This is a genomic window from Roseibium salinum, assembly GCF_026240905.1.
Classification (GTDB): Bacteria; Pseudomonadota; Alphaproteobacteria; order Rhizobiales; family Stappiaceae; genus Roseibium; species Roseibium salinum.
In genome coordinates this window covers 368,547-394,416 of the sequence record NZ_JAPEVI010000002.1, presented here as the reverse complement: position 1 = coordinate 394,416, position 25,870 = coordinate 368,547, and the positions used below count along the sequence as shown (strand labels likewise).

Below are 25,870 nucleotides of genomic sequence, written 5' to 3'. Positions count from 1 at the left end.
AATGTCACAAGCACCCAGGGAATTTCACCACACCATTTCCGAATTTCCGGGAGGGGAGAAATCCTTCGTTGAAATTCCGTTCCAGGCGGGGCCGGATACCGAACGTATTGAGGTGTCGTACCTCTTTCCGGCCGGCAGCGGCGGCAGTGTCATCGACATCGGCCTGGCGCACAAGGGCGTAATGCGCGGCTGGACCGGCGCGGAATATGGTCATGTCACCGTTGCGCGGGACTGGGCGACGCCGGGCTATCATCCGGGGGAATTGGAGGGCAAATGGGACGTCGTCCTCGGCATCGTCAAGATCGGCCCGGACTGCCGGGTCGACGTCACGATCCGCGTCGTTTCCCGCCAGGCACGCTGGCTGAGCGGCGACATTCACAGCCACACGGAACACTCCGACGGCGGCGTCCCCGTGGCCGACGCGGTCCACCGGGCAAGGGTGTCCCGTCTCGACTTCGTGGCGCTGACGGACCACAACACCACCACGCAGAACTGGGTGAAGCTGGACGACCCGGGATTGCTGGTCATTCCAGGCATGGAGCTCACCAGCTACTACGGCCATACAAACTTCCTGGGTCTCAAGGACCCGGTTGCCGACTGGCGCTGCACGTCTCCCGGGGAGGTTGCGACCAAGATGGCAGAGGCCCGGGAAAAGGGCGCGACCATCGTCATAAATCATCCCTTTCAGCGCTCTGCGGGCGGACGCTGGCAGAGCGGTTACGATCTTGCCTTCGATGCGATCGAGATCTGGAACGGAAACTGGTCCGAGCTCAACCAGGATGCGCTGGACATGTGGCAGCGGATGCTCTCGGCCGGACAGGTCGTCCCGGCCACGGGCGGCAGCGATTTCCATTTGAAGAACAGGCGCAGGCACGGCCGGCCGTGCAACCGGCTCTACGCCGCCGGCTACAGCGTTGCCGACGTGCTCTCGGCTCTGAAGGCCGGGCGGAACGTGATCAGCTTCGCGCCGCAGGAAGTGCAGGCCGAGCCTGTGGACCGCGACGGGCCGATATTCGGCGACACGCTCGCCGTAGGCTCGCCCATTGCCGTCCGTTTCGCCGGACTGGGCCCAGGCGACGACATTCGCCTGATCACCGAAAAGGGCGTTGTCGAGACATGGCCGGTCGGAGGGCAGGACACCATGCAGATCGACAAGCGCCTCGAAGGCCGCTTTGCGCGTTTCGAGGTCTGGAACGGCCCCGTGCCGAAGCTGTTCACCAACCCCTTCTACGGCAGGTAGGCGCCGACATCTCCGGGGCAGTCGGAAAGTCTGCTCCTTTTCGGGCTCGGCGGGATTTTTCCGTGCAAATTTTCATGTCCGTCGCCGCCGGTCAGGTGATCCGTTGTGCAATCTATGAAAATATTTTCTTGTTGCACGGCTCTAAAAAATGGCGCATTTGTGTAGCTATTGTGTTTGGTAAGACGAAGGTAATGAAAAGTTTTTCAAAAATGATCGATATTGTGAAGAGTTGGAAGACGATGAAATAATTTCACAAAAGGCATTTACGAGGGGGAGTGGGCGGCTGCCGATAGAAAAGCGGCCGAAGCGCCCGAAGCGAAACGGAGGAGAGAAGAAACATGAAAAAGACATTGCTTGCCGCCCTTGCCCTTGGGCTGATGGCGACGACATCGGCTTACGCCTTCCAGGAAGCGCCGATGCTGGCTGAACTGGTCGAAAAAGGCGAGCTGCCGCCGGTCGATGAACGGCTACCGGACAACCCGACCGTCGTCGAAGCGATCGAAGTCGGTGAATATGGCGGCACCTGGCAGCGCGCATTCAAGGGGCCCGGCGACCGCTGGGGGCCAACCAAGCTCATGGAAGAGCGGGTTCTGAAATTCGCCGCCGGCCCGGATGGCGAAGTGAAGCTGGTTCCGAGCTACATCGAAAGCTATTCGGTCAACGACGACTTTACCGAGTTCACCTTCACGCTCTTGGAGGGGCTGAAATGGTCCGACGGTGAGCCGGTAACCACGGAGGACGTGTCCTTCTGGTACAACGATATCTTCCTCAACGAGGCGCTGACGCCGACCTTCGAAACCACTCTGGCGCCCGGCGGCAACCCGTTGACCGTCGAGGTCAAGGACGAGCGGACCTTCACCGTAAAGTTCGAGCAGCCCTATGTCTATTTCCTGGAGATTCTCGCCCAGGACTCGACGGTCGGCCCGAGCCTGGACCGCCCGTCCTTCATCCAGCCGGCGCATTACCTGAAAAAGTACAACGACCACTATGCGTCCGAAGAAGAGCTGGCAGCGCTTTCCAAGGAGCACGGCGTCGAAAAATGGACGGACCTGTGGGGATCCAAGGGACCGATCGCCGCGTGGTGGCAGAATGAGGAGCTGCCGGTCATCACGGCATGGAAGATCCAGGGCGGCGTGACCGGCAATACCGTGACCATGGTCCGCAACCCCTACTATTTCGCCGTCGACCAGGAAGGCAATCAGCTGCCCTATATCGACAAGATCGAACACCGCCTGTTCGAAGCGCAGGACGCGTTCAACCTGATGATCGTTCAGGGCCAGATCGACATGCAGATGCGTTACGTGACCAGTAACGACTTCACCTTCTACATGGAGAACGCGGAAAAGTCGGGCTACACGGTCAGTAATTGGAAGAGCGCCAACGTCTGGTCGCTGGTTCCCAACCTGAACGTCACCGACGACGTGCTGCGGGGGCTGTTCGAAAACGCCGATGTGCGCAAGGCGCTGTCGATTGCCGTCGACCGCGAGCTTCTCAACGAACTGGCGTTCTCCGGTCTTGGCGAACCGCGCAGCACATCTCCGGTTTCCGGTTCGCCCTATTACAGCGAGGAACTGGAGGCGCACTGGACCGACTACGATCCGGAAGCGGCCAATGCACTGCTGGATTCGGCCGGCCTCGGCGAGCGTGACGGCGACGGCTATCGCCTGCGCCCGGATGGCAAGCGCCTGCAGCTTGTTGTCGAAACCGATCAGGACGCCTATGCCAACCTGCTTGAACTCCTGGCCGACAACTACCGCGACGTCGGCATCGAGCTGCTGCCGCGCGTGATCGACCGGACCCAGTGGGACGACAACCGCGAAAACAACAATTTCGAGGTTCAGCTCATCCCGTTCGACCGTCTGACGGTCATTCCTGCCGACCCGCGCCGCATGATGGGCGAAAACAACTTCGCCGCCCAGTATTACATCTGGCACGAAACCGGGGGTAAATCCGGCATGGAGCCGCCGGCCGATCACCCGATCCGCAAGGTCTGGGCCAGCTGGGGAAAGGCTTCCGTCGCCAAGACGCGTGAAGAAGCCGATGCGGCCACCAACGAAATGATCGCGGAATTCGTCAAGAATGGCTGGGTCATCGGCCTGGTGGGCGAAGTCGCCACGCCGGTCATCGTGAAGAACAACTTCCGCAACTTGCCTGAAGGCCTCGTCGAGGACAACATCACCCGTGGTGTCGGTCTCGCCCGCCCGCAGCAGATGTGGATCAAGCAGTAATTCACGTCGGATACTATCCGGAATGGCGGGCGTCGCCATTCCGGACCCTTTGACCGGTTACGAGTTCAAGCCACATGCTCAACTTCGTTGTCAGGCGTATGTTGTGGGCGATACCCACGCTCGTCGCCGTTTCGTTCATCTCCTTCATCATCATCCAGTTGCCGCCGGGCGACTACGTCACGGCGATGGTTGCGGAAATGCGCAATCAGGGGGAATACGTCACCGCGGCGCAGGAAGCGATCATGCGCGAGGAATTCGGGCTCAATGACCCCATGCTGGTGCAGTATTGGCGCTGGATCTCGAAGATCATTCTCCATGGCGACTTCGGCCATTCGTTCCACTGGAAGGCACCGGTCTCGGACCTGATCTGGGGACGTCTCGGCCTGACGCTGACGCTGTCCATGCTGTCGCTGGTCTTTACCTGGATCATCGCCATCCCGGTAGGGGTCTATTCCGCGACGCGCCAGTATTCGATGTTCGACTACCTGTTCACGGTGTTCGGGTTCCTGGGCAAGGGGATCCCGGATTTCCTCCTGGCGCTCGTCCTGATGTGGATCGGCTTCGCCTGGATGCATATCGATGTCGGTGGTCTGTTTTCGCCGCAATTCGAGGGGCGGCCCTGGTCACTGGCCAAGGTGTGGAACCTCATGACCCATATCTGGATCCCGCTTGTCGTCCTGGCGACGGGCGGTGCCGCCGGCCTGATCCGCGTCATGCGCGCCAACATGCTCGACGAGCTCGGCAAACCCTATGTCGAGACCGCCTATGCACAGGGCCTGAGCGAACGGCAGGTCGTCTGGGGCTATCCCGTTCGGGTCGCTCTCAATCCGTTCATCTCGACCGTGGGCTGGGCGCTGCCGGCGCTCTTTTCGGGCGACATCGTCACCGCCGTGGTGCTCAACCTTCCGACCACCGGTCCGCTTCTGCTTCAGGCGCTGAAGATGCAGGACATGTATCTGGCCGGCAGTTTCATCCTGATCCTGAGCGTGTTCACCGTCGTCGGCACATTGCTGTCCGACCTGCTTCTGGCGTGGTCCGACCCGCGCATCCGCTATTCCTAAGGCCAACTGATGACTGACCAAGTTGCTGAAATCGGCGTTGTCCAGGAGACCAAGGCAGAGGAACTGTACGCGGCCAGGCCCGCGCAGCTGATCTGGTGGCGTTTCAGGAAGCACAAGCTCGCCGTCGTCTCGCTCGCCTTCCTGATCTTCGCCTATACCGTCGCGATTTTCGCCGAAATCGTCGCCCCTTACCGGCCGGATTCCATCGAGCGTCTGCAAACCTTCGTTCCGCCGCGCGGTATCCATTTCATCCATGAGGGCGAGATCCAGCGGCCCTTCATCTATGGGCTGAAGCGCACACGCGACCTGAAGACCGCCCGTGTCACCTATGTAGCCGATACGAGCAAGATCCTGCCCATCCAGTTTTTCGTCCGCGGCGAGAGCTACAAATTCTGGGGCCTTTGGAAGAGCGATCTGCATCTCTTCGGCGTCGATGCGAAGCGCGACAAGATCACCCTGCTCGGAACAGATGCGCTTGGGCGCGATCTCCTGTCCCGGCTCATCTACGGAGCCCGCGTCACCCTCTCGGCCGGTATCGTCGGGGTCGTCTTCGCCTTCGTGCTGGGGCTCTTCTTCGGATCGATTTCCGGCTATTACGGCGGCTATATCGACGTCGCGATACAGCGGCTGATGGAGTTCATCCGATCGGTGCCCACCATCCCGCTCTGGATGGGGCTCGCGGCCGCCCTGCCCATCGCCTGGGATCCGCTGTTCGTCTATGTGCTGATTACCATCATCCTGGCCCTGATCGGCTGGACCCACCTGGCACGCGTCGTCCGCGGCAGGTTCTTCGCCCTCAAGACCGAGGACTATGTTCTGGCCGCCCGTCTTGCCGGGGCCAGTCAGTTTCGGATCATCACCAAGCACATGCTGCCGGCCATGACGAGCTACATCATCGCGGCCATGACGCTGGCCATCCCGGAAATGATCCTCGGCGAAACCGCACTGTCCTTCCTGGGCCTCGGCCTGCGCCCGCCCGTGGTGAGTTGGGGCGTGCTGCTGCAGGACGCCCAAAGCCTGCGCGCCATTTCGCTGGCGCCCTGGCTGCTGCTGCCGGGTGTTGCCGTGGTGATGGTGGTTCTTGCATTCAACTTCCTCGGTGACGGCCTGCGCGATGCAGCCGATCCGTACGGGCATTAAGGGCGGGGTCAGCAATGTTAAACAAGGTTCAGACCATGCCCACCGAGCGCCTCCTGGAGCTACAGGACGTCAATGTGCATTTCGGCATGCGCGAAGGCACGGTGAAGGCCGTCAACGGCGTCTCCTATCACGTGAACCGCGGCGAGGTGCTCGGCATTGTCGGCGAAAGCGGGTCCGGCAAGTCGGTGGCGGTGCGCTCGATCATGCGGCTCCTGCCGAAAAACACGTGCCTGTCCGAAGGCTCGATCCGGTTCAATCCGCAAAAGGGCAGGGAAGTCGAGATTTCCGCGCTGAAGTCCAACAGCCGCAAGATGCGCGAGCTTCGCGGCGACACCATCGGAATGATCTTCCAGGAACCGATGACGGCTCTTTCTCCGGTTCATTCGATCGGCACGCAGATCATGCGCACGGTCATGCTGCACCGCAGATGCGGTAAGGCCGAAGCAAGGGTCCGCGCGATCGAGCTTCTGAAGAAGGTGCACCTGCCGCGGCCGGACGAGATCGTCGACAGCTATCCGCACCAGCTGTCGGGCGGCATGCGACAGCGGGCCATGATCGCACTTGCGCTGTCCTGCGATCCGGAACTCCTGATCGCGGACGAGCCGACGACGGCGCTCGACGTCACCACCGAGGCGCAGATCCTCGACCTGCTTAGGGAGCTTCAGGCCGAGACGGGCATGTCGATCATCTTCATCACCCACAATTTCGGCGTCGTCGCCGATATCGCAGACCGTGTGGCGGTGATGTATCTCGGGCGGATCGTGGAGACCGGGACGGTCGACGAGATCTTCTTCAATCCGCAGCATCCCTATACCCGCGCCCTGCTGCAGTCCGTGCCGCGGCTCGGGCAGGCGCCGGTGCGCCGGCTGCGTGTCATTCCGGGCATGGTGCCCGATCCCTTCAACGTCCCGAAAGGCTGCTCCTTCAATCCACGCTGCTCCTACGCGGTGAGGGGCAGATGCGATGTCGAGACGCCAGACCTCGTGCGCTTTTCCGACGAGCAGACGGCCCGCTGCCTGTTCGCCGGCCAGCTTCCCGGGGAGGGCCTGGTATGACGGTGATGGATATGAGCTCCCCAATGCCGGACGACGTGCTGGTTTCCGTGCGGGAGCTGAAAAAATACTTCCCCATCAGCCGAGGCTGGCTGCAGCGTCAGGTCGGCGAGGTCAAGGCGGTCGATGATCTTTCGTTTGATATCAGAAAGGGTGAGACGTTCGGGCTGGTCGGCGAAAGCGGCTCCGGCAAGTCCACGGTTGCCCGGCTGATCCTGCGCGCCTACACGCTCACCGGCGGTTCCATCCGCTTCCGCCGCGCCGACGGCTCGATCGACGACATTTCGGACCTGGACGAAGCGGCCCTCAGGCCCGTCCGACGCGAAATGCAGATGATCTTCCAGGATCCCTATTCATCGCTTGATCCGCGCATGACGCTACTCGATCTCGTCGGCGAACCGCTGGTGATCCATGGCGTCGGCACCAGGGCGGAGATCCGCGACCGGGTGGCGGAGCTCCTCGGGCTGGTCGGCCTGCGCCCGGAATATGTCATGCGCTACCCGCATGCCTTTTCCGGTGGCCAGCGCCAGCGTATCGGCATCGCAAGGGCGCTGGCGCTCAATCCGAGCTTCATTGCCGCGGACGAGGCCGTCTCGGCCCTCGATGTGTCCGTCGCCGCGCAGAACATCAATCTGCTGCAGGACCTGCAGGAGAAATTCGGCCTGACCTACATGTTCATCACCCACGATCTGGGCATGGTCGAACATATCTCGGACCGCATCGGGGTGATGTATGTCGGGCGCATGGTGGAACTCGGCGAGACCGAGGAAATCTTCCGCAAGCCCTATCACCCCTATACGGAAGCGCTGCTTTCCGCCGTGCCGCAGCCCGATCCGCGCCGCCGGCAGGATGGCAAGCGCATCATCCTGAAGGGCGAGATCGCCGATCCGGCCAATCCGCCGAAGGGCTGCGCCTTTCACCCGCGCTGTCCTTACGCCACCGATATCTGCAGCCAGGAAATCCCGGCGCTGCGCAAGCTCCACGGGCGGCAGGTCCGCTGCCATCATGCGGAAAAGCTCGACCTGAAGGGAGTGGCAGACTGATGTTCGGTGCGACACTTTCCGGCAGGCTGGAAGAACTGCGTTCGGCGGGAGCCGATGCCCATCTGGACCTGGCGCGCCGGCACATGCCCCTCTTGCAGCTGGATGCAGCAGAGCCCTATCCGCCGCTGGCCATGGGCTATACCGTTTTCGAGACGCCGGGCCAGTCTCCGTCCTCGAAATTTCAGGTGATGCCGCGCGGCGGTCCCGCGATCGAATACGCGGTCTGGTACGACTGGGACATCCAGCACATGTACGATCTCGAACATGTCTGGGTCTATCTGGATGCCGCGGGCGAGGTCAGCAGGGTCGAGGCCTCGCGTCACGGAAAACGCCTCGAAATGACGGTCGACGGCGGTCCTTGCCGTCTTCAGGGCGGCCGTCCGGTACTCTTTCCCGAAGCCGGCAAACACGCCCACTGGGCCGACGGCGCGGAAATGAAGCTGAAGGCCGGCACGGTGCTTTCGGCCATGTGCAACGAACTTGCCGCCTTCGAAGGCGTTCATCTCGGCAATTTCTTCTGCGAAAGCGGCCAGATCAGCCCGACGGCGTTCGACCACCGGCTTGCCAAACTGAAGATGAAGGCCGACGCCTTCATTCCGTCCTTCGCATTCGATCGCTCCGGCGACGAAGGCGAGGGGATTGCCCTCGTTCCCTGGCCGCAGCTCGATCGCTGGATTCCGTCGCGGGTCAACCGCCTGATCGCGGAGCTTCCCCTCAAGGTGCCGCATATCCGGGCCGTTCTCTTCGACTGCGGCGACACGATTGCCGATGAGGCGACCGAAATCAAACTGCCGGGCACAGAAGTGGTCGTGGAGGCGGATTTCATCCCGGGGGCCAAGGACATGGTGCAGCGGGTTCACCGTGCCGGATACCGCATGGCGCTCGTCGCCGACGGTCCGCGCGCAACGTTCGAGAACATCCTGAAGCCCGCCGACCTCTGGGACCTCTTCGAGGCGCATGTCATCTCCGGCGAAGTCGGTGAACTGAAACCGTCGCCGAAGATGTTTTCCGCCGCCATGGAAGTTCTCGGTCTTGGCCGCGCCGATGCCGGCCGGGTCGTCATGATCGGCAACAACCTGTCGCGCGACATCAAGGGCGCCAACGATTCCGGTCTCATCAGCGTGTTCTTTGGCTGGTCGCGGCGGCGTACGCACGAGATTGCCGATGCCAGCGAAGTGCCGGACCACGTCATCTACACGCCGTCCGATTTCCTGCCGCTACTGACCGTAATCGAAGAGGAGATGGTCAGGGCGACCCGCATGCGCGAGGGCCTGCCGGGAGACGGCGCATGAGGGCTGATGCCGCCGCATTGAAAAACACCGGTGCCGGCCGTCCGGCCCATCAGGTCAAACGTTTTGAACCCGTTTTAAAAAGAGTGTTGCCATGAAGAACACCGGCGATATTTCCCGGCTCCTGTCCAGCGTGTCCCTCGGCCTTGCGCGCTTGAAAGGCATGAACGAGACCGCGCCGCTTGCCGGCGGACGTTTCACCATTCAATTCGATGAATGGGACTGGGAAGTCGGCGTCGGCCTCTATGGCCTGCTGCGCTACGCCGAGCTTTCCGGAGACGAGGACCTGATCGCCTCGATCGCCGCCTGGTATGACTGGCAGATCGAGCGCGGACTGCCGCCGCGCCAGGTCAATTCAACCTCTCCCATGCTGGCCCTGTCGATCCTCATCGATCATGTCGACCGTCCGGACTGGCAGGCCCTGGTTCAGGATTGGGCGGACTGGCTGGTGAGCGGGCTGGCAAAGACCGAGGACGGCGGGTTCCAGCACGTGGTCAAGGAGCGCATGAATGACGGCGAGCTCTGGGACGACACGCTGTTCATGACCTGCCTCTTTCTGGCCCGCGCCGGCAAGCGGTTCAACCGGGCGGACTGGATCGACGAGGCGGTTCACCAGTTCCTGGTCCATACCCGCTATCTGGGCGATCCCGTCAGCGGGCTTTGGTATCACGGCTGGACCTTCAACGGCCGGCACAATTTCGCAAAGGCTTTCTGGGCGCGCGGAAACTCGTGGATCACGGTCGCGGTTCCCGAACTGATCGCGCTCGTCGGCGACGCCATGCCGCCCTTCGCCAAGCGGTTCCTGCAATCCGTGCTGCGCTCCCAGGTGTCCGCGCTCGAAACGCTCCAGCGCGACGACGGCATCTTCTTCACGCTGCTCGATGACAGCCAGTCGCCGGTGGAGACATCCGCCACGGCCGGCTTTGCCTACGGGATCCTGAGGGCAATCGATATCGGCCTGCTTCCGGAGAAGTATCGCCCGATCGCCGACAAGGCGTTTCAGGCGGTGATCGCGCGGATCGGGGAGGACGGCATCGTGCTCGAGGTCTCCGACGGCACGCCGATGGGACATGACCTCGACTTCTATCGAAGGATCCCCAACGTGCCGGCCCCCTACGGTCAGGCCCTGGTCATGCTGCTCCTGGTCGAGACGCTCTCGGGCCGGAAGAAGATGGAGCGCCTCAGGAGCACAAGGATGGCCGGGGCCGAATAGGCGCGATGCCGTCCGTGGCCGCGGCGATACCTCCGGATACTGGCGACCTGCCGTGCCACAACCGCCCGTCATCCTGGACAAGCGCAGCATCAGCTGCGCGCAGATCCCGGATCCAGACATATTTCGCGTCGCAGACGCGTCTTCTGCTCCTTCTCACCCGGTTAACGGGGCGGGTAGGGGGTGATTGAAAGAAGCGCTCGCGGTCGCTCGCCCTGATTTCTGGATCCCGGATCTGCGTTCGGCTACGCCTCACTTGTCCAGGATGACGGGCGGCGGCTCGGGGCGTCACAAATAGGTCCGCTGCTCGATGGGCGTTTCGCGGATCTTGGTCAGGAGCATGTCCAGGAGCGCGCTTTCCGCACGGTTCGTCTTGGCCTTGGGGTTCCAGACCACGTGCACCGCGATTTCCGGCAGGTTCTCATAGGGCGGCAGTTGCCACAGAAGGCCGTCCCGGACATCCCGCTTGACCACGTGTGCGGGCAGCGGCCCGACGCCGAGCCCGGCGATGATCATGCGCCGGACTTCTTCCAGGTTCGCGGAGGTGCCGACCACGCGGTCTTCCAGATCCGCCTCCGCACGCATCAGTGTCACCGGCCTCAGGGCATCTTCCAGCCGGTCGGTGACGAAACTGACCGCCGACTGTCCGGCAAGATCCGCCTTTGTCAGTCCCGTCCTGCCGAACAGCGGGTGAGGCGGGCCGCAGAACAGGCCGAAGAACTCTCGGAACAGGCGCAGATATTCCAGCTTCGGATTGCGGTCGCGCACCAGGCAGACGGCCATTGAGGCACGGCGGGCCGTCACCGCTTCCAGGGCATCCTTGCTGGCGGAAACGTTGATGGAAAGCGTTGCCGCAGGATGCCGTTCGTGAAATTCGCGCAAGGTGTCGTCGAAGAGCGGACTGACCACGTGGCTGGCCATGGCAATCTCGACATGGCCGCGCACCTCGTCGGTGACGTCGCGCATCAGCGTGCCGAGCCTGAGGATGGCGCCCTGTATCTCGATAGCTTCCCTGAAGAGAAGATCGCCGGCTTCCGTCAGTTCGAACTGCCCGGGCTTGCGGTGGATCAGCTTGCGGCCGAGCCGGTCCTCGAGCCGTTTGAGCGCGCTGGAGACCGTCGGTTGCTTGAGGCGCAGCTTGTCGGCCGCGCGTGTGACACTGCCGGATTGCGCGAGCACGATGAAGGTTCTGAGCAGGTTCCAGTCCAGCTCACGGGCCAGGCGTTCGGCCTGGATCGGGCGGAGCGTCTCGATCATAGGTTTCATCTATACTTACAATTCCGATTATCTATTTGATCAATGAAGGCGCGCCTGTAACTGTGAAGTCAAGCAATTTTGCCAAGGCTTTCGGCGGGGGGAAGTGCATGAGCGTCGAAGCGCGAGAACGACGGCAACCGTGGATCCTGTTGTCACCTGCCTTGACGGCGGTGGGACTGCTGCTCTTCGTGCCGCTGCTGTTCATCGTCGTCTATTCGTTCTGGCTGCGCACCGCATCCGGCGCCGATCAGGTCGGCTTTTATCTCGACAACTGGAATGAAGCGCTGACCGACCCGTTTTACCGGGACATCCTGCTCAGCACGCTCAGGATCGCCGCGATCACCACCTTCGCCTGCGCGCTCATGGGATATCCGGCCGCCTATTTCATCGCCCGTTCGCGCGGCAACAAGGCGCTGCTGCTCCTTCTGCTGATGCTGCCGTTCTGGATCAGCTACATCATCCGTACCATGTCGTGGATCAACATTCTGGGCGTCTCCGGCGTCATCAACTGGGTGCTTCTCAATCTCGGCATCGTCTCCGAGCCGGTGCAGATGCTCTACAATGAGCCGACGGTCATTCTCGGCCTCGTGCACTTCCTGCTGCCCTTCATGGTGCTGAACGTCTATGTCGCCCTTGAAGGCATCGACGTGTCGCTGGAAGATGCCGCCTGCTCGCTTGGCTCGACCCGCTGGCAGGCCTTCCGCGAAGTCACGCTGCCGCTGTCCCTGCCGGGCCTTGCCGCAGGCGGCCTGCTCTGTTTCGTCCTGAGCGCGGGAACCTACATCACGCCGCTGGTGCTTGGCGGTCCGACCGACGCAATGTTCGCCAATCTCGTCTTCGAGGCGATCATCACGCAGCTCAACTGGCCGCTCGGCTCGGCACTCTCCCTCATGCTGCTCGCCGTCCTGGGCACGCTGGTGCTGATCTACAATCACTACCTCGGCATGGGCCAACTGATGAAGGGATTGGGCTGATGGGATGGTCGCTGATCCGGGCTTATACGATGCTCGTCTACCTGTTCATGTTCCTGCCCGTGGCCGTTGTCGTGCTTCTCAGCTTCAACGCAAGTCAGTTCGGCAGCTTTCCGATGACCGGCTTTTCCTTCCGCTGGTTCGTCGAGCTGGCCCAGAACGAAGCGATCCTGAGGGCGTTCCGGACCTCGATCCTGCTCGGCGCACTGACGGCGGTGATCTCCACCACGCTCGGCGTTCTGGCGAGCCTCGCGCTGGTGCGCTACAACGTGCCCGGCCGCAACATGATCTCCACGCTGCTGATCGCGCCCATCCTGGTGCCCGAAGTGGTTCTGGCGGTCGCCCTGCTGCTGTTCCTGAATTTCCTCTCCATCAACAAGAGCTTCTTCCTCCTGCTGATGGGGCACGTGATCTTCACGCTGCCCTTCGTCATCCTCGTGGTTCAGGCCCGCCTCGTCGGCATAAGGCGCGACTATGAGGAAGCCGCCCGCAGTCTCGGGGCCAGCCCGTCCCAGACGTTCCTGCAGATCACCCTGCCGCTTCTGGCGCCGGCCGTCTTCGCGGGAATGCTGTTCGCCTTCACCATCAGCTTCGACGACATTACGGGCACCTTGTTCTGGAAGCCGGGCGGGGTGGAAACCGTGCCGACCCAGATCTTCGCCATGCTGCGCAATTCCATCTCTCCGGAAATCAATGCGCTTGGCACCGTGATGATCTTTCTCACCGTCGGATTGCCGCTTCTGGGACTGGCAATCGCCCGGCGGATGGCCATGCAGCGCGGCGGATAGAACCGCGCGACCAAAGCAAGAAGACCTGAAAAAACAACCAGAGTGGACAGAAAAATGGACAACACGAAACGCTACGAACGCTTGCGCGAACGCTATCTGAACGGCGATCTCGACCGCCGCAAGTTCCTTGGTCTGATCGGGGCCGCCGGCCTCGCCTATGGCGTCCAGACGCCCTTTGCCCGCCAGGCACTGGCGGCGGTGGAGGAAGTCCGGTTCGACGGCTGGGGCGGCGTCGTTTCCGAAGCCTTCCGCAAGCACGCATTCGATCCCTATACGGAAAAGACGGGCATCAAGGTCGTCGACGGTACGTTCGGCGGCGGCGACGAGTATCTGTCGCGCGTGAAGGCCAGCCAGGAAGGCGAATACAACATCGCACACCTTTCCGGCGTTTTCGATTACGCGCGCTACGTCAATCTCGGACTGAATTCCACCCTCAACGAGGAAAACATTCCGAACCTTCAATACGTCATCCCCAAGCTCACCGACGTGTTTCGCAACGTGACCGACGGCAAGCTTTCCTGCGTGCCCTACGACTACGGCACCACGGGCATTGCCTATAACCGGAAGCATATCTCCGACGAGGAAGCCAAGGAGAAGGGGGCAAAGCTCCTGATCGATGAAGCCTACAAGGGCAAGATCGGCGGCTGGTCCGACTGGCGCACCCGCGTCTGGTACGCCTCCCTGCAGACGGATCAGGACCCCAACGGCGCCACCGACATGGATGCAGTCTGGGATGCCGTGCGCACCAACCGCGATCTTCTCCTGAAATACTGGCAGTCGGGCGCCGAACTGATGAGCCTGCTTGCCGAAGAGGAGATCTACGTCACGGAAGGCTGGTCCGGCCGCATCTACGCTCTGCAGGAACAGGGCCACGACATCGGCTATATCGATCCGCCGAATGGCTTCGGCTGGCAGGAATGCCTGTTCGTCATCAAGGGTTCGCCCATGGCGGCCTGCGAGGAACTGCTCAACTTCATGCTTGCCCCTGAAACCTCCATTGCGGTTGCCGAAGGTCAGAACTATCCGCCGGCGCTCGACCCGACCAAGGTGGATCTCGGCGAGAAGATCCCGACGCTGCCGGCCTTCGACCCGACCGGCAAGCTGGACGGCCTGACCTTCGCCGATCCGAAATACTGGAACTCTCACGAACAGGAATGGTCGAAGACCTTCGGCCGGATCCAGAAGGGCTACTGAGCCGGTATGACACCTGACCTGCCGCCGGTGAGCGGCGGCAGGTCCCCCTTCAGGCTATTCGGAGAATTGGCGTGAGCGCAGTTTCCCTCACCAGTATCGTCAAGAAGTTCGGCGGCTTCACCGCCGTTCACCGGATGAACATGGAGATTCCGGACGGCAGTTTCGTGACGCTGCTCGGCCCCTCCGGATGCGGTAAGACGACGACCCTCAGGATGATTGCGGGCCTCATCGACCCTACCGAGGGCGACATCACCATCAAGGGCCAGCGCATCAACGACGTGCCGATCCACAAGCGCAATCTCGGTCTGGTGTTTCAGAACTATGCGCTGTTCCCGCACAAGACGATCGCCGAAAACGTCGCCTTCGGACTGAAATACCGCAACCTTTCGAGGGCGGATGCGGAACAGAAGGTCAAGGACGCGCTGGAACTCGTGCAGCTTCCCGACGTCGGCGGCCGCTACCCGAAGCAGCTTTCCGGCGGCCAGCAGCAGCGCATCGCCCTGGCCCGCGCGATCGTCATCGAGCCGGACGTGCTTCTTCTCGACGAGCCGCTGTCCGCGCTGGATGCCAACCTTCGCGAAGACATGCGGGTGGAACTCAAGCGTATTCAGCACCGGATCGGCATCACCACGGTCTTCGTCACCCACGACCAGTCCGAGGCGCTCGCCATGTCCGACCAGGTTGTCGTCATGTCCAACGGGCGCGTGGAGCAGGTCGGGACACCGGAAGAAGTTTACAACACACCCGCCAGCGAGTTCGTGTCACGGTTCCTCGGGATCTCGAACATCCTCGCCGCCACCTGCAGGAACATCGACGGTAGCGGACTGGAGCTCGAACTTCCCGCCTTCGGCCGGATCACCGTGCCGAAGGAGCGCGCGCCGAATGTCGGCAGTACGGGGCCGGCGCAACTGGTCATCCGTGCCGAAAAACTGCTGCTGACGGAGAAATCCGCGCCGGCGGACGAACGGGTAGCGATGGACGGCGTCGTTGAGGCGGTCGACTATCAGGGCCAGGCTGCGCGGTATTTCGTGCGTATCGGTGATCATCACCTTCAGGTACTCAACATGATCGACCAGTATCCGTTTCAGGAAGGTGCCGAGGTTTCGGTGCGCTTCCGTCCGCGCGACTGCGCGGCCCTGCCGGGAGCAACCGCATGAGCCGGCCGGAAACCTCCCATCTTTTCTACCAGTCCCGGCAGCGCCGGCCGATGCTCGATCAGGCCCGGGGCGTCTATATGTGGGACGTCGACGGCAAGCGGTACCTGGACGGATCGTCCGGCGCCATGGTCTGCAATATCGGCCATTCCAACCCGCGCGTCCTGGGCGCCATGCGCAAGCAGATGGATAAGGCGACCTTCGGCTACCGGCTGCATTTCGAGACCGAGCCGGCCGAGTTTCTGGCCGCCAAGACCGCTTCCCTGGCGCCTGAGGGACTGGATAAGGTCTTCTTCGTTTCCGGCGGGTCCGAGGCGGTCGAAAGCGCCATCAAGCTGGCGCGCCAGAACGCGATCGCGATCGGCGAGGCTGGCCGCTACAAGGTTATTTCCAGGGATCCCAGCTATCACGGCTGCACGCTCGGCGCCCTGGCGCTGACCGGCTATGCGCCGCTGGCCGATCCGTTCGAACCGATGATGCGCGTGATGCCGAAAATCCCGGCGCCGCGCGCCTATCTCGACGGTCTTGACCCGGACGACGAGGCGACCGGCCGCCATTACGCCGACATGCTGGAGCAAAAGATCCTGGCGGAAGACCCCGAAACGGTCCTTGCCTTCATCGTCGAGCCGATCGGCGGCGCCTCCACCGGCGCGCTGGTGCCGCCCAGGGGCTATATGCGGCGCATCCGCGAGATCTGCAGCAGGTACGGCATCCTGCTGATCCACGACGAAGTCATGTCCGGCGGCGGGCGGACCGGCCGGTTCTTTGCCGCCGAGCACTGGGATGTCGATCCCGACATTCTCGTGATCTCCAAGGGTTTTGCCGCCGGTTACGCGCCGCTCGGGGCCATGGTGGCCCACAAGGATATCGTCGCCAACGTCCTGGACGCGGGCGGCTTCCTGCACGGTTTCACCTATGCGGGCAATCCGCTCGCCTGCGCCGCCGGTCTTGCGGTCGTGGAGGAAATCGAGCGGGAGGGACTGATCCGGAACGCCGCCGACACGGGCGCGCTTCTAAAGAGCGAGCTCAACAAGCTGATGGACCGCTATTCCATCATCGGCGACGTGCGCGGCGAAGGCCTGCTTCTGGCCTTCGAACTGGTCGAGGACCGGGCGACACAGCAGCCTCTTGCGAAGGAGCTCAATGCCTTCAACGAGCTGGTCGACATCGCCTATGAAAACGGCCTCATCATCTATTCGCGTCGCACCCGTGGCGGCCACAGCGGCGACCACTTCCTCATCGCGCCGCCGATGATTTCGACCGCGGACCACGTGGGGGAAATCATCGAGGGTCTGGACCTTTCCCTCCGCCAGTTTCTCGACAGGATTTCGCAGCAACGAGCCAGGGCCAGTTAATCAGTTCAAATGTCAGAAAAAATCATCATAACCTGTGCGATCACCGGCTCCATTCACACGCCCACCATGTCGCCCCACCTGCCGGTAACGGCCGCGGAAATCACCGGGCAGTCCATCGGCGCGGCCGAGGCCGGCGCGGCGATCCTGCATCTGCATGCCCGCAACCCGGCAACCGGGCAGCCCTCCGCCAGGGCGGAGGACTTCATGGCGTTTCTCCCGGACATCAAGGCTGGATGTGGCGCGGTGCTCAACCTCACCACCGGCGGCAGCGCCGTCATGAGCCTGGAGGAACGCCTCGACGGGCCGTTGAAGGCGGAACCGGAAATGTGCTCGCTCAACATGGGCACGATGAATTTCGCCCTTTACCCGCTCGCCGACCGCTATGACACCTGGTTGCATGACTGGGAGCGGCCGTTTCTGCAAGATTCCGACGACCTGGTGTTCAAGAACACACCCCGTGACATCGCACAGGTTCTGGTGCGGATGGGCCGGGAACGCGGCGCGCGTTTCGAATTCGAGTGCTACGAAGTCGGCCACCTCTACATGCTGCGCCACTTCGCCGACCGGGGCCTGATCGAGCCGCCTTATTTCATCCAGTTCGTCTTCGGCGTCCTGGGCGGCATCGGCGCCGATCCGGAAAATTTCCATCACATGAAGCGGATGGCCGACAAGTTGTTCGGCGACGATTACCTCTTCTCCGTGCTGGCCGCCGGGCGTCAGCAGATCCCCTTTGCGACCATGGCCGCCAGCATGGGCGGCCATGTGCGGGTGGGACTGGAGGACAATCTCTATATCGCCAAGGGCGAACTGGCCCGGTCGAACGCCGAGCAGGTCGGCAAGATCCGGAGAATTGCGGAAGAACTCGGCCGCCGGATTGCCTCGCCCGACGATGCCCGGCAAATGCTCGGCCTCAAGGGCGCGGACAAGACGGCGTTCTGACGATGAGCGGCATTCGGATCAAACGGGCGGAGCGTGCGGACGCCGAAAGGCTCCACGAGGCCCTGACGCAGCTCTCACGGGAGCTGGGCGACACGCATGTGGCCAGCCTGGACGACATCCTGCGCCACGGCTTTTCGGACAGTCCCGCCTTTTTCGCCCTTGTCGCATCCCGGCAAGGCGACGGCCGGACCCTCGGCGTGTTGCTGGCCTCTCCCGTCTTTTCGACGACACGCGGCGGCGCGGGACTTTATGTGTCGGATCTCTGGGTGGCAGGGGAGGCGCGCGGGGCGAGCCTCGGCGAGCGGCTGCTGGCGGCCGCTCCCGATCATGCCCCGAAGAGCTGGACCGTCACCTTCCTGAAGCTTGCCGTCTATCAGGACAATCCCCGGGCACGCGGGTTCTACGAGCGGCTGGGATTCCGGCCCCGCGAAGGCGAGACCGTCTTCGACCTCGAGGAACCAGAGCTGCAAAATTTGAGGAAACGCTCATGAGAGCCATTCTTGACGATCGCCAGCGGGCGCATGATCCCAAGCACTTCATGGCCAACGGCGCCCGTCTGGCCAATCCGGAACAGCCCCGGCGGATCGAGGTCCTCAAGGCCGGCGCGGAAGCGGCCGGTTGCCGCTTCGAGGCACCGCAGGATCACGGCCTCGGTCCGATCGCGGCGCTGCATTCGGCCGAATACCTGGTCTTCCTGCAGACCATTCACGAACGCTGGAGCCGCATAGAGGGGGCCTCTGACGAGGTCATCCCGAACATTCATCCGGACCGGCGCACGGCAAGCTATCCGCGCTCCGCCGTCGGCCAGGCGGGCTTCCATCAGGCCGATACGAGCTGTCCGATCGCGGCGGGCACCTGGCAGGCCGCCTACTGGTCCGCACAGAGCGCCATCGAGGGCGCGGATCTGCTTTCCTCGGGCGAACAGGCCGCCTACGTGCTTTCCCGGCCGCCCGGCCACCATGCCTTCGCGGACCTCGCCGGTGGGTTCTGCTTCCTGAACAATTCGGGCATTGCGGCGGAGCGGCTGCTGCGGGCCGGAAAACGTCCCGCCATCCTCGATGTCGATGTCCATCACGGCAACGGCACGCAAGGCATCTTCTACGAGCGCGCCGACGTCCTGACGGTCTCGCTGCACGCCGACCCGGAGCGGTTCTATCCGTTCTTCTGGGGACACGGGGCTGAGCGCGGCGAGGGGGCCGGGCGCGGCTGCAATCTCAATCTGCCTTTGGCGAGGGGAACGGGCGACGACGACTATCTGAACACCCTGCGGACCGCCTTCGAGCATATCCGCGCCTTCGGCACCGACGTCCTGATCGTCGCCCTCGGCCTCGACGCATATGAAAAGGATCCTCTGAAGGGCCTGGCCGTCACCACGCCCGGCTTCAACCGGATCGGATCCGCCATCGCGAAACTCGGTCTGCCGACATTGCTTGTTCAGGAAGGCGGCTATCTCTCCGACGAACTCGGCCAGAACCTCACCAGCTTCTTGAGAGGGTTTCAGGACGCATGACCGGGACATCCGACTTCCTGATCGTCGGCGGCGGCATAGCCGGTGCCGGTGCCGCTGCGAGACTGGCGCCGGACGCCAGCGTCACGGTGCTGGAAATGGAGGACGCACTCGGCCGTCACGCCACCGGCCGGTCCGCCGCCATCTATATCCGCAACTACGGCAACGCCACTTTGCGGGCTCTGAATGCGGCCTCCGAACCGGTTCTCACGAGCCCGGAAGGGATCTGCGAGGAAAGCCTGCTGTCGCCGCGCGGCGAAATGCTGATCGCCACCGAGGACGAGCTGGACGACTTCAACAAGTACCTCAACGGCGCGGAAGGCATGGAGATGCTGACGGCAGACCAGGCCGTTGCCCTGTTCCCGCTCTTGAAAAAGGAGGGCATCGCCGCAGCGGCAATCGAGCGGGAGGCCCAGGATATCGATGTCGACCGTCTGCTACAGGGTTTTGCGCGCCTGGCCAGGCGTCACGGAGCCCGCTTCGTGATCAACGCGCCCGCGCAGCGCATCAGCCGGTCCGCCGGGGTCTGGCGCGTCGAAACGCCGAACGGCGTCTTTGAAGCCCCGGTGCTCATCAACGCGGCCGGAGCCTGGGCCGATCAGATCGCCGGGCTTGCGGGGGTGGCGAGGAGCGGCCTGGTTCCCATGCGCCGGTCCGCCGCGATCATTCCGCCTCCCGATGGCGTCGACGTAAGCGGCTGGCCGCTGGTTGCCAGCGCATCGGACGGCTGGTACGCCAAGCCCGACGCGGGCAAGCTGATGGTATCTCCGGCCGATGAAGACCCGGTCGAACCCCATGATGCCTGGGTCGACGACATGGTTCTGGCCGAGGGGCTCCACCGGTTTGAACAGGCCGTCACCATGGCGGTGACGCGGGTGGAGCGCAGTTGGGCGGGGCTTCGCAGCTTTGTGCCGGACCGGACGCCGGTGGTCGGCTATGCACTGGATTCGGATGGCTTTTTCTGGCTTGCCGGGCAAGGCGGCTACGGCGTACAAACGGCGCCGGCCCTGTCCCGGCTCGTTGCGGATCTCTGTTTCGATCGTCCGTCCGAGCTCCCCGAAAACGTGGTCGAAGCCCTCAATCCGGCCCGCCTGTTCTAAGCGGGCCTTCCTCCATTGAAAGGAAACACGAACATGTCCGACATCAAGCGGCTGGAAATCGGTCCGCGCATGAGCCAGGCGGTCATCCATGGCGGTCTCGTCTGGCTTGCCGGTCAGGTCGGCAATGCGGGCGACAGCGTTGCCGATCAGACCCGGACCATCCTGGAGCGGGTCGACGCCTTGCTCGCCCAAGCCGGCAGCGACAAGTCCCGGATCCTCCAGACGACCATCTGGCTGGACGACATGAAGGATTTCGCCGAGATGAACGCCGTCTGGGATGCCTGGGTGGACCCGTCCAACCCGCCGGCCCGTGCCACCGGAGAATCCAAACTGGCGACGCCGGAATACAAGGTCGAGATCATCGTCGTCGCGGCGGTGAGCTGATCCACGGCCGAAATTTTACGACTTCTCGTGAATTTTAACGGGGAATAAACACGCCTGACGTAGGATCAACCGCTGGTTCCGGGGCACTTGTCGTGCTGCCGACCAAACCGGGTTGGGCCTGCCGATGCAGTTGGATATCTTCACCTTGCTTCTGATCCTTGGAACAGGGTGCATCTTTCTCGGCATGGTTCTGCTGCTGGCCTGGCTGCAGAACCGTTCCGAGGACGGGCTGCTGTGGTGGAGCGTCAGCCTGTTCCTGCGCACGCCGGCCTTCGCGCTCATCCTGTTGCGCGAAAGAATTCCGGACTGGCTGTCGATCGACGTCGCGCTTGCCCTGCTGCTTCTGGGAGCGGGGGTCTCCTGGGCTGCCGCGCGGCGCCAATCCTGCCGGCCCGTCAACCTGGTCGCCGTCGCCGCCCCGGCGGTGCTCTGGCTGATGGCAGGCCGGTTTCCCGAAATCCATTCCAGCCTTGGCAACCGCGTAGCATTCGTCTCCGCGGAGCTTTCCGTCTGTGCGCTGGCAATTGCCTGGGAATTCCGCCGCCAGTCCCGCACCATGGGCCGGTTGCGTGCCGCCATGGCGGCGGTGTTTCTCCTCTCCGGCCTCGTTCATGCCGCCCGCGCGGTCTATGCGGCGGTTCACCCGATACCGGAGATGTTGCCGGACATCGGCAACCTTGTGGCCTCCTCCTTGTATGTTTATCTGCTGATCCTTTTCGCCGGCGGCGTCATTGCGGTCAGCTTCTATTGGGAGCAGCTGGTGAGCTCCCTCAAATACGAGGCTGACTACGATTCCCTGACCAATGTGCTCAACCGCCGGGCTTTCGAGGCGCGGGCGGAGAATCTGCTTCGTCCCGGCGCGCGCCGTCAGGCGCCGATCGCCTTGCTGGTGTTCGATCTGGATCACTTCAAGTCGGTCAACGATCGCTTCGGCCATTCAGGCGGCGACACGGTGCTTTGCGGGTTCTGCGCGCTCGTCCAGGGCCAACTGCGCAATGTGGACCTGTTCGCCCGGATCGGCGGCGAGGAATTCGCGGCGCTGCTACCGAACGTCGGTCGTCAGGAATCGGGCCGCGTCGCCGAGCAATTGCGCCGGGCCGTGGCGGAACTTCAAATCGACCGCCCCGGCGGCCCGGTATCGGTCACGGTCAGCATCGGCGTCGCTGTCGCCGATACCGCGGGTGTCCGCCTCGATGAACTGATGACCCGTGCCGACGCAGCCCTCTATGATGCCAAGACCAGGGGGCGGAACCGGGTGCGCAGCGCCGGACAGGCTCGCGCAGATCAGGCATCCTTCCCGCCACCGGGTGCCCGCCGCGCCGAACAACTGGCCGGATGATCCTGAGGTTGGAGGGACGCCAGGTTGATGGTGCGTCAATCCGAACAGACGCCGGCCGCGCATGGTGCCCGGCTTTCCCGGGATCAGTCAGTGTCCGAAAGCCCCATCTCTGAGGCTCACCAGGTAGCTGTCGTTGCCGATCTGGCCGCCTTTCAACGCGATTTCCAGCGGATGTCCTCCAGACCTGTGTGCCGTACAGACAGGCGAGCCCGGCGTCTCGGGGATGGCATGGCGAAGTGTGAGGGCGAATATGTCCAGTTCCTCAAGGGCATGGCTGGACGTATCGCCGCCGGCTACCGCGACTCGTTCCAGGTCGTGTTCGAGCGTCAGTCTCGCGAGCAGGCGTCCAAGGGTCTTGCCGACCCGGTCCGTGGAAAGCGAGCCACTGGCCTGTGATGAATCCGCCGCGCCCTTAGCTGTATAAAGTATCGGGCTTTGACCCGTCTTGAGAGCAGCCGATGCGCGTTCAAGGACGCTTTGGCATTCCTCGTCCAAGCCTATCCCGCCGGCAAGCGCTGCAAAATCCACCTTGATGCCGCAGAAACCATTATTCATCGCATGTTCGATCTGACGGCCGGTCGTTGGCGAACAGCTTCCCGATACGACGGCGATGCGAGGCTGCGAGCCCAGGGGCGCGGCTGGTTGCACTTTAGAAGAAACCAGTCCTTGTTTGCGCCAGGCGCTCAGGAGAGCATATTCCACTCCTGATGAGCCGGCGACAAACGGACCAAGGATTTCTCTTTTCTCGTCAAGCATGTCTCCCGCTGCTTGTTGAGAGCCGGTATCGAATACATCGATCAGGACGCTAGCCTGAGGGTCTGCGAACTTGAGGCACGGTTCTCCCGCCAGATGGTCTGCCATGTCTTCCGGCGTCAGGCAGGTGACGGGTAAACGCGTCTGCCGGCCGAGATGCGAAACGAGATCCGCTTCATCCATGGGCGTCGCCGGATGTCTGCTCATCACCGGATGTTTGTCGATCCGGTAGACGCGATCCTGGTAGGCGGCAAATAAGGTGCCGAAATAGGTGTACCGGCGCAGTTGCGGAGCTCCGACGACAATCGTCCCATGACGTTGATTGAAGGTGGCCAGTCCTATTTCAAGTGCTCTGCCGATCGACCCCTTGTGCGGAGCGCTGTCGAAGGTCGAACAGACCTTGTAGTGGCAGAAACGCGCGTCGAGCGCCCTTAGCCAGGCGAAGATTTCCGGTAGATGGTCCGACATCCACTCCGGCGACTGGCTGCGGCTCGTTCCGGCCAGGCCGATCGCCCTGCACTGCCGGAACTGCCGCCGCTGGTCATCGTTGGGAACGCACGTGAAGAGCACGGTTTCGACACCGCCGGTGGCCAGGGCTTCCATGACGTCGGTCGAGCCGGTGAAATCGTCGCCGTAATAGGAAAGAAGCATATCGGCGGTCATCGTTTTCCCTGCGGTTCGTCCGGCGCGCGGAAGTGCGACAGCGCTTCGGCAAGCTCTTTATGGTCCAGCGCATATTCGTCCGCCGGAATGCCACTTGCGGCAGCCTCCGCGGCCTGCCTGAGACTGGCCACGCCACCGGCCACGCCACCCGGATGACCCATGATCCCGCCGCCGGCGCAATATATGAAATCCGTGTGGCCGATGGCGGCGAGGGACGGCGCCATCTGGACGGCAGTCTGACCGGAGGAAAACACCGGCATTGCCTGATAGCCATGAGTGGCGGATATCGGCTGGCCGAGCGACCTGGCACTCTGCACGACGGTTTCGTCGGTCTCGGTGAACTTGTTCGAAAGTCCGTTGACGTGCAGATGATCGGCACCGGCAAGGCGCCATAATTTCTGCCAGACGGGGAAGTTTATGCCGATGTCGGGCGATCTCGAATAGATCCCCCAGCCATTGCGGTGGCAGTGAAGCGGCAGCCGGACGTGACTGCGTATCGCCGAGAGGCCGGCAAGCCCCAGGGAGAAAAGGCTCACCATGACGCACGTCCCGCCGGCGCTTTCGACGAGGTCGGCGTTGCGCCGCATCTCGTCGAGCTCGCCGGTGATGTTGAAAGCGTACATGACTTTCCTGCCGGTACGCTCGGCGTGCCTGTTGATGACACGCATGACTTCCCGTACCCGTTCCTCGAACGGGCAGTGCGGACCGTTCGCCTGCAGTTCATCGTCCTTGATGAAGTCGATCCCTCCTTCAATCAGTTGGTCGACCAGGGCCGCGGTGTCGTCGGGGGAGAGCCCGACACTCGGCTTGATGATCGTGCCGATCATGGGCCGATCGTTCACGCCGGCGAGCTGCAGAGTGCCGCCCGGCCCGTAAGCGGGACCGGGATAAGTGTCTGCGAAAGCCTCCGGAAGTTGGATGTCCGTGAGACGAAGAGCCGATATCTCGGCCAGTTCAAAAAGGTTGCCCGCAACGGTTGCCAACAGGTTCGGGAGGGATGGTCCGATGTTCTCGATCGGCCAGGACAGAACGATTTCCCCCTCTCGTAGATATCGGCACTGATCCTGCAGGGCAGGGACGGGGTTGGGCTGCGGCCTTTTTCGACGATTCGCTCCACACGGGCACCCGAGCGCTCGCGCAGGAGATCCGTTTCGCCAGGTAATTTCAGAAACGTTCCCGACGACTGTTCACCGGCGATGACTTGTGCGGCCCGTTCAAGCCCGACGGGCGTCTCCACGTCATAGCTCGCCACTATCCTCCCCATTCTGTCCCCTCTATCGGCTGCGGTTCGAGTGAAGTAGTAATATCAGCTTATCATACCAGTTGACAATATGATTTGCATATGAATTTATACCGACAACAAAACCGGAGGACACATGAAAATCGCACTCATCGGCGCGGGAGGAAAAATGGGGGTGCGTCTCTCCCGCAATCTCAAAGGCTCCCGTTATGACGTTGCGCACGTCGAAGTAAGCACCGTCGGCAGAAATCGGCTCAAGTCGGAAGTCGGTGCGGACTGTGTCGACCTGGACGAGGCCTTGAACGGCTCCCGCGCGGTTATTCTGGCGGTCCCGGATACGGCAATCGGCAACGTTTCCCGTGCCATCATCGACAAGCTCGCGCCGGGAACGATCATGATCGCCCTTGACGCGGCTGCACCGTTTGCAGGGCATTTTCCCGAACGGGACGACGTGACGTATTTCGTCACACACCCTTGCCATCCGCCGATCTTCAACGACGAAACCGAACTGCCTTCCAAACGCGATTATTTTGGCGGAATTGCCGCGAAGCAGGCGATCGTCAGCGCGCTGATGCAGGGTCCGGAAGACGATTTTGAAATCGGCGAGGAAATCGCAAAGACCATTTTCCAGCCGATCCTTCGGTCGCACCGCGTCACCGTCGAGCAGATGGCTCTTCTGGAGCCCGGACTGTCCGAGACGGTCTGCGCAACACTGCTCGTGGTCATGAAAGAGGCAATGGACGAAGTCGTGCGCCAGGGCGTCGATCGCCAGGCCGCGCGGGATTTTCTGCTTGGGCATCTGAACATTCTCGGTGCTGTCGTGATGGAAGAGATCGACGGCGTCTTCTCGGATGCCTGCAACAAGGCGATCAGCAACGGAAAAACACGCCTGATGCGTGACGACTGGATCGGAGTGTTCAGCCCGGAGGAAATCAAGGAAAGCATCCGGCAGATCACCTGATC

23 protein-coding genes are annotated in these 25,870 nt (G+C 62.6%); 20 read left to right on the top strand and 3 right to left on the bottom strand.

What is annotated here, in order from left to right:
• The first annotated feature begins 1 nt into the window (after position 1).
• The 8 genes from ON753_RS04170 to bglB all read left to right on the top strand — a co-directional run bounded on the left by ON753_RS04170 (position 2) and on the right by bglB (position 10,266).
• Positions 2–1,240 carry a CehA/McbA family metallohydrolase gene (locus tag ON753_RS04170; protein WP_265961296.1) on the top strand — a complete coding sequence of 413 codons (1,239 nt, stop codon included), beginning with the start codon at positions 2–4 and terminating at the stop codon, positions 1,238–1,240.
• Positions 1,241–1,578: 338 nt separating this feature from the next.
• Positions 1,579–3,468 (top strand): ABC transporter substrate-binding protein, encoded by a 1,890-nt coding sequence (locus ON753_RS04165; RefSeq protein ID WP_265961295.1) that lies wholly within the window; start codon positions 1,579–1,581, stop codon positions 3,466–3,468.
• 74 nt (positions 3,469–3,542) lie between these two features.
• Positions 3,543–4,529, top strand: coding sequence for an ABC transporter permease (locus tag ON753_RS04160; protein WP_265961294.1), 987 nt, complete (start codon positions 3,543–3,545; stop codon positions 4,527–4,529).
• A 9-nt stretch (positions 4,530–4,538) separates the two neighbouring features.
• On the top strand, positions 4,539–5,669 hold the full coding sequence (locus ON753_RS04155) for an ABC transporter permease (protein WP_265961293.1): 1,131 nt from the start codon (positions 4,539–4,541) through the stop codon (positions 5,667–5,669).
• A gap of 14 nt (positions 5,670–5,683) precedes the next feature.
• Complete coding sequence (locus tag ON753_RS04150; RefSeq protein WP_265961292.1) at positions 5,684–6,724, top strand: ABC transporter ATP-binding protein; 1,041 nt, start codon at positions 5,684–5,686, stop codon at positions 6,722–6,724.
• Positions 6,721–7,764: an ABC transporter ATP-binding protein gene (locus tag ON753_RS04145; protein WP_377046874.1), complete on the top strand. Its 1,044-nt coding sequence runs from the start codon at positions 6,721–6,723 to the stop codon at positions 7,762–7,764. The genes ON753_RS04150 and ON753_RS04145 overlap by 4 nt, the downstream gene beginning before the upstream one ends.
• Complete coding sequence (locus ON753_RS04140; protein WP_265961291.1) at positions 7,764–9,056, top strand: HAD family hydrolase; 1,293 nt, start codon at positions 7,764–7,766, stop codon at positions 9,054–9,056. Before ON753_RS04145 ends, ON753_RS04140 begins: the two co-directional genes overlap by 1 nt.
• 91 nt (positions 9,057–9,147) lie before the next feature.
• The gene (gene bglB / locus ON753_RS04135; RefSeq protein WP_265961290.1) at positions 9,148–10,266 is read left to right on the top strand and encodes a beta-galactosidase BglB; all 1,119 of its coding nucleotides are present in this window, start codon (positions 9,148–9,150) and stop codon (positions 10,264–10,266) included.
• A gap of 285 nt (positions 10,267–10,551) precedes the next feature.
• Here bglB and ON753_RS04130 read toward each other — a convergent pair whose 3' ends face one another.
• Positions 10,552–11,529 carry a LysR family transcriptional regulator gene (locus ON753_RS04130; protein ID WP_323054673.1) on the bottom strand — a complete coding sequence of 326 codons (978 nt, stop codon included), beginning with the start codon at positions 11,527–11,529 and terminating at the stop codon, positions 10,552–10,554.
• Between the two features lie 98 nt (positions 11,530–11,627).
• Between ON753_RS04130 and ON753_RS04125 the strand changes: the two genes are divergently transcribed.
• The 11 genes from ON753_RS04125 to ON753_RS04075 all read left to right on the top strand — a co-directional run bounded on the left by ON753_RS04125 (position 11,628) and on the right by ON753_RS04075 (position 22,251).
• Positions 11,628–12,494: an ABC transporter permease gene (locus ON753_RS04125; protein WP_265961289.1), complete on the top strand. Its 867-nt coding sequence runs from the start codon at positions 11,628–11,630 to the stop codon at positions 12,492–12,494.
• Positions 12,494–13,279, top strand: a complete 786-nt coding sequence (locus ON753_RS04120) for an ABC transporter permease (protein ID WP_265961288.1) — start codon at positions 12,494–12,496, stop codon at positions 13,277–13,279. Before ON753_RS04125 ends, ON753_RS04120 begins: the two co-directional genes overlap by 1 nt.
• 54 nt (positions 13,280–13,333) lie before the next feature.
• On the top strand, positions 13,334–14,473 hold the full coding sequence (locus ON753_RS04115) for an extracellular solute-binding protein (protein ID WP_265961287.1): 1,140 nt from the start codon (positions 13,334–13,336) through the stop codon (positions 14,471–14,473).
• Positions 14,474–14,544: 71 nt separating this feature from the next.
• On the top strand, positions 14,545–15,630 hold the full coding sequence (locus ON753_RS04110) for an ABC transporter ATP-binding protein (protein WP_265961286.1): 1,086 nt from the start codon (positions 14,545–14,547) through the stop codon (positions 15,628–15,630).
• Positions 15,627–16,982: an aminotransferase family protein gene (locus tag ON753_RS04105; protein ID WP_265961285.1), complete on the top strand. Its 1,356-nt coding sequence runs from the start codon at positions 15,627–15,629 to the stop codon at positions 16,980–16,982. The genes ON753_RS04110 and ON753_RS04105 overlap by 4 nt, the downstream gene beginning before the upstream one ends.
• Positions 16,983–16,991: 9 nt before the next feature.
• On the top strand, positions 16,992–17,921 hold the full coding sequence (kce, locus tag ON753_RS04100) for a 3,5-dioxohexanoate:acetyl-CoA acetone transferase (protein WP_265961284.1): 930 nt from the start codon (positions 16,992–16,994) through the stop codon (positions 17,919–17,921).
• Positions 17,922–17,923: 2 nt separating this feature from the next.
• Entirely contained in the window at positions 17,924–18,412 is a 489-nt protein-coding gene (locus ON753_RS04095; RefSeq protein WP_265961283.1) for a GNAT family N-acetyltransferase, read from the top strand.
• Positions 18,409–19,431: a histone deacetylase family protein gene (locus ON753_RS04090; protein ID WP_265961282.1), complete on the top strand. Its 1,023-nt coding sequence runs from the start codon at positions 18,409–18,411 to the stop codon at positions 19,429–19,431. The genes ON753_RS04095 and ON753_RS04090 overlap by 4 nt, the downstream gene beginning before the upstream one ends.
• Positions 19,428–20,528, top strand: coding sequence for an NAD(P)/FAD-dependent oxidoreductase (locus tag ON753_RS04085; RefSeq protein ID WP_265961281.1), 1,101 nt, complete (start codon positions 19,428–19,430; stop codon positions 20,526–20,528). The genes ON753_RS04090 and ON753_RS04085 overlap by 4 nt, the downstream gene beginning before the upstream one ends.
• A gap of 33 nt (positions 20,529–20,561) precedes the next feature.
• The gene (locus ON753_RS04080; RefSeq protein WP_265961280.1) at positions 20,562–20,912 is read left to right on the top strand and encodes a RidA family protein; all 351 of its coding nucleotides are present in this window, start codon (positions 20,562–20,564) and stop codon (positions 20,910–20,912) included.
• 124 nt (positions 20,913–21,036) lie between these two features.
• On the top strand, positions 21,037–22,251 hold the full coding sequence (locus tag ON753_RS04075; RefSeq protein ID WP_265961279.1) for a GGDEF domain-containing protein: 1,215 nt from the start codon (positions 21,037–21,039) through the stop codon (positions 22,249–22,251).
• A gap of 87 nt (positions 22,252–22,338) precedes the next feature.
• Here ON753_RS04075 and ON753_RS04070 read toward each other — a convergent pair whose 3' ends face one another.
• Complete coding sequence (locus ON753_RS04070; protein WP_265961278.1) at positions 22,339–23,667, bottom strand: four-carbon acid sugar kinase family protein; 1,329 nt, start codon at positions 23,665–23,667, stop codon at positions 22,339–22,341.
• Positions 23,664–24,650 carry a RuBisCO large subunit C-terminal-like domain-containing protein gene (locus tag ON753_RS04065; RefSeq protein WP_323054672.1) on the bottom strand — a complete coding sequence of 329 codons (987 nt, stop codon included), beginning with the start codon at positions 24,648–24,650 and terminating at the stop codon, positions 23,664–23,666. Before ON753_RS04065 ends, ON753_RS04070 begins: the two co-directional genes overlap by 4 nt.
• A gap of 393 nt (positions 24,651–25,043) precedes the next feature.
• On the opposite strand from ON753_RS04065, the gene ON753_RS04060 reads away from it, so the two are divergent.
• The gene (locus ON753_RS04060) at positions 25,044–25,868 is read left to right on the top strand and encodes a phosphogluconate dehydrogenase C-terminal domain-containing protein (RefSeq protein WP_265961277.1); all 825 of its coding nucleotides are present in this window, start codon (positions 25,044–25,046) and stop codon (positions 25,866–25,868) included.
• Positions 25,869–25,870: the final 2 nt, after the last annotated feature.

What these genes read in the sequence shown, in the direction of transcription:
- kce (WP_265961284.1), top strand. Translation starts at nt 16,992, where the DNA reads ATGTCAGAAAAAATCATCATAACCTGTGCGATCACCGGCTCCATTCAC.
- ON753_RS04155 (WP_265961293.1), top strand. Translation starts at nt 4,539, where the DNA reads ATGACTGACCAAGTTGCTGAAATCGGCGTTGTCCAGGAGACCAAGGCA.
- ON753_RS04160 (WP_265961294.1), top strand. Translation starts at nt 3,543, where the DNA reads ATGCTCAACTTCGTTGTCAGGCGTATGTTGTGGGCGATACCCACGCTC.
- bglB (WP_265961290.1), top strand. Translation starts at nt 9,148, where the DNA reads ATGAAGAACACCGGCGATATTTCCCGGCTCCTGTCCAGCGTGTCCCTC.
- ON753_RS04105 (WP_265961285.1), top strand. Translation starts at nt 15,627, where the DNA reads ATGAGCCGGCCGGAAACCTCCCATCTTTTCTACCAGTCCCGGCAGCGC.
- ON753_RS04080 (WP_265961280.1), top strand. Translation starts at nt 20,562, where the DNA reads ATGTCCGACATCAAGCGGCTGGAAATCGGTCCGCGCATGAGCCAGGCG.
- ON753_RS04170 (WP_265961296.1), top strand. Translation starts at nt 2, where the DNA reads ATGTCACAAGCACCCAGGGAATTTCACCACACCATTTCCGAATTTCCG.
- ON753_RS04085 (WP_265961281.1), top strand. Translation starts at nt 19,428, where the DNA reads ATGACCGGGACATCCGACTTCCTGATCGTCGGCGGCGGCATAGCCGGT.
- ON753_RS04150 (WP_265961292.1), top strand. Translation starts at nt 5,684, where the DNA reads ATGTTAAACAAGGTTCAGACCATGCCCACCGAGCGCCTCCTGGAGCTA.
- ON753_RS04120 (WP_265961288.1), top strand. Translation starts at nt 12,494, where the DNA reads ATGGGATGGTCGCTGATCCGGGCTTATACGATGCTCGTCTACCTGTTC.
- ON753_RS04165 (WP_265961295.1), top strand. Translation starts at nt 1,579, where the DNA reads ATGAAAAAGACATTGCTTGCCGCCCTTGCCCTTGGGCTGATGGCGACG.
- ON753_RS04090 (WP_265961282.1), top strand. Translation starts at nt 18,409, where the DNA reads ATGAGAGCCATTCTTGACGATCGCCAGCGGGCGCATGATCCCAAGCAC.
- ON753_RS04130 (WP_323054673.1), bottom strand. Translation starts at nt 11,529, where the DNA reads ATGAAACCTATGATCGAGACGCTCCGCCCGATCCAGGCCGAACGCCTG.
- ON753_RS04125 (WP_265961289.1), top strand. Translation starts at nt 11,628, where the DNA reads ATGAGCGTCGAAGCGCGAGAACGACGGCAACCGTGGATCCTGTTGTCA.
- ON753_RS04060 (WP_265961277.1), top strand. Translation starts at nt 25,044, where the DNA reads ATGAAAATCGCACTCATCGGCGCGGGAGGAAAAATGGGGGTGCGTCTC.
- ON753_RS04070 (WP_265961278.1), bottom strand. Translation starts at nt 23,667, where the DNA reads ATGACCGCCGATATGCTTCTTTCCTATTACGGCGACGATTTCACCGGC.
- ON753_RS04095 (WP_265961283.1), top strand. Translation starts at nt 17,924, where the DNA reads ATGAGCGGCATTCGGATCAAACGGGCGGAGCGTGCGGACGCCGAAAGG.
- ON753_RS04075 (WP_265961279.1), top strand. Translation starts at nt 21,037, where the DNA reads ATGCAGTTGGATATCTTCACCTTGCTTCTGATCCTTGGAACAGGGTGC.
- ON753_RS04145 (WP_377046874.1), top strand. Translation starts at nt 6,721, where the DNA reads ATGACGGTGATGGATATGAGCTCCCCAATGCCGGACGACGTGCTGGTT.
- ON753_RS04140 (WP_265961291.1), top strand. Translation starts at nt 7,764, where the DNA reads ATGTTCGGTGCGACACTTTCCGGCAGGCTGGAAGAACTGCGTTCGGCG.
- ON753_RS04115 (WP_265961287.1), top strand. Translation starts at nt 13,334, where the DNA reads ATGGACAACACGAAACGCTACGAACGCTTGCGCGAACGCTATCTGAAC.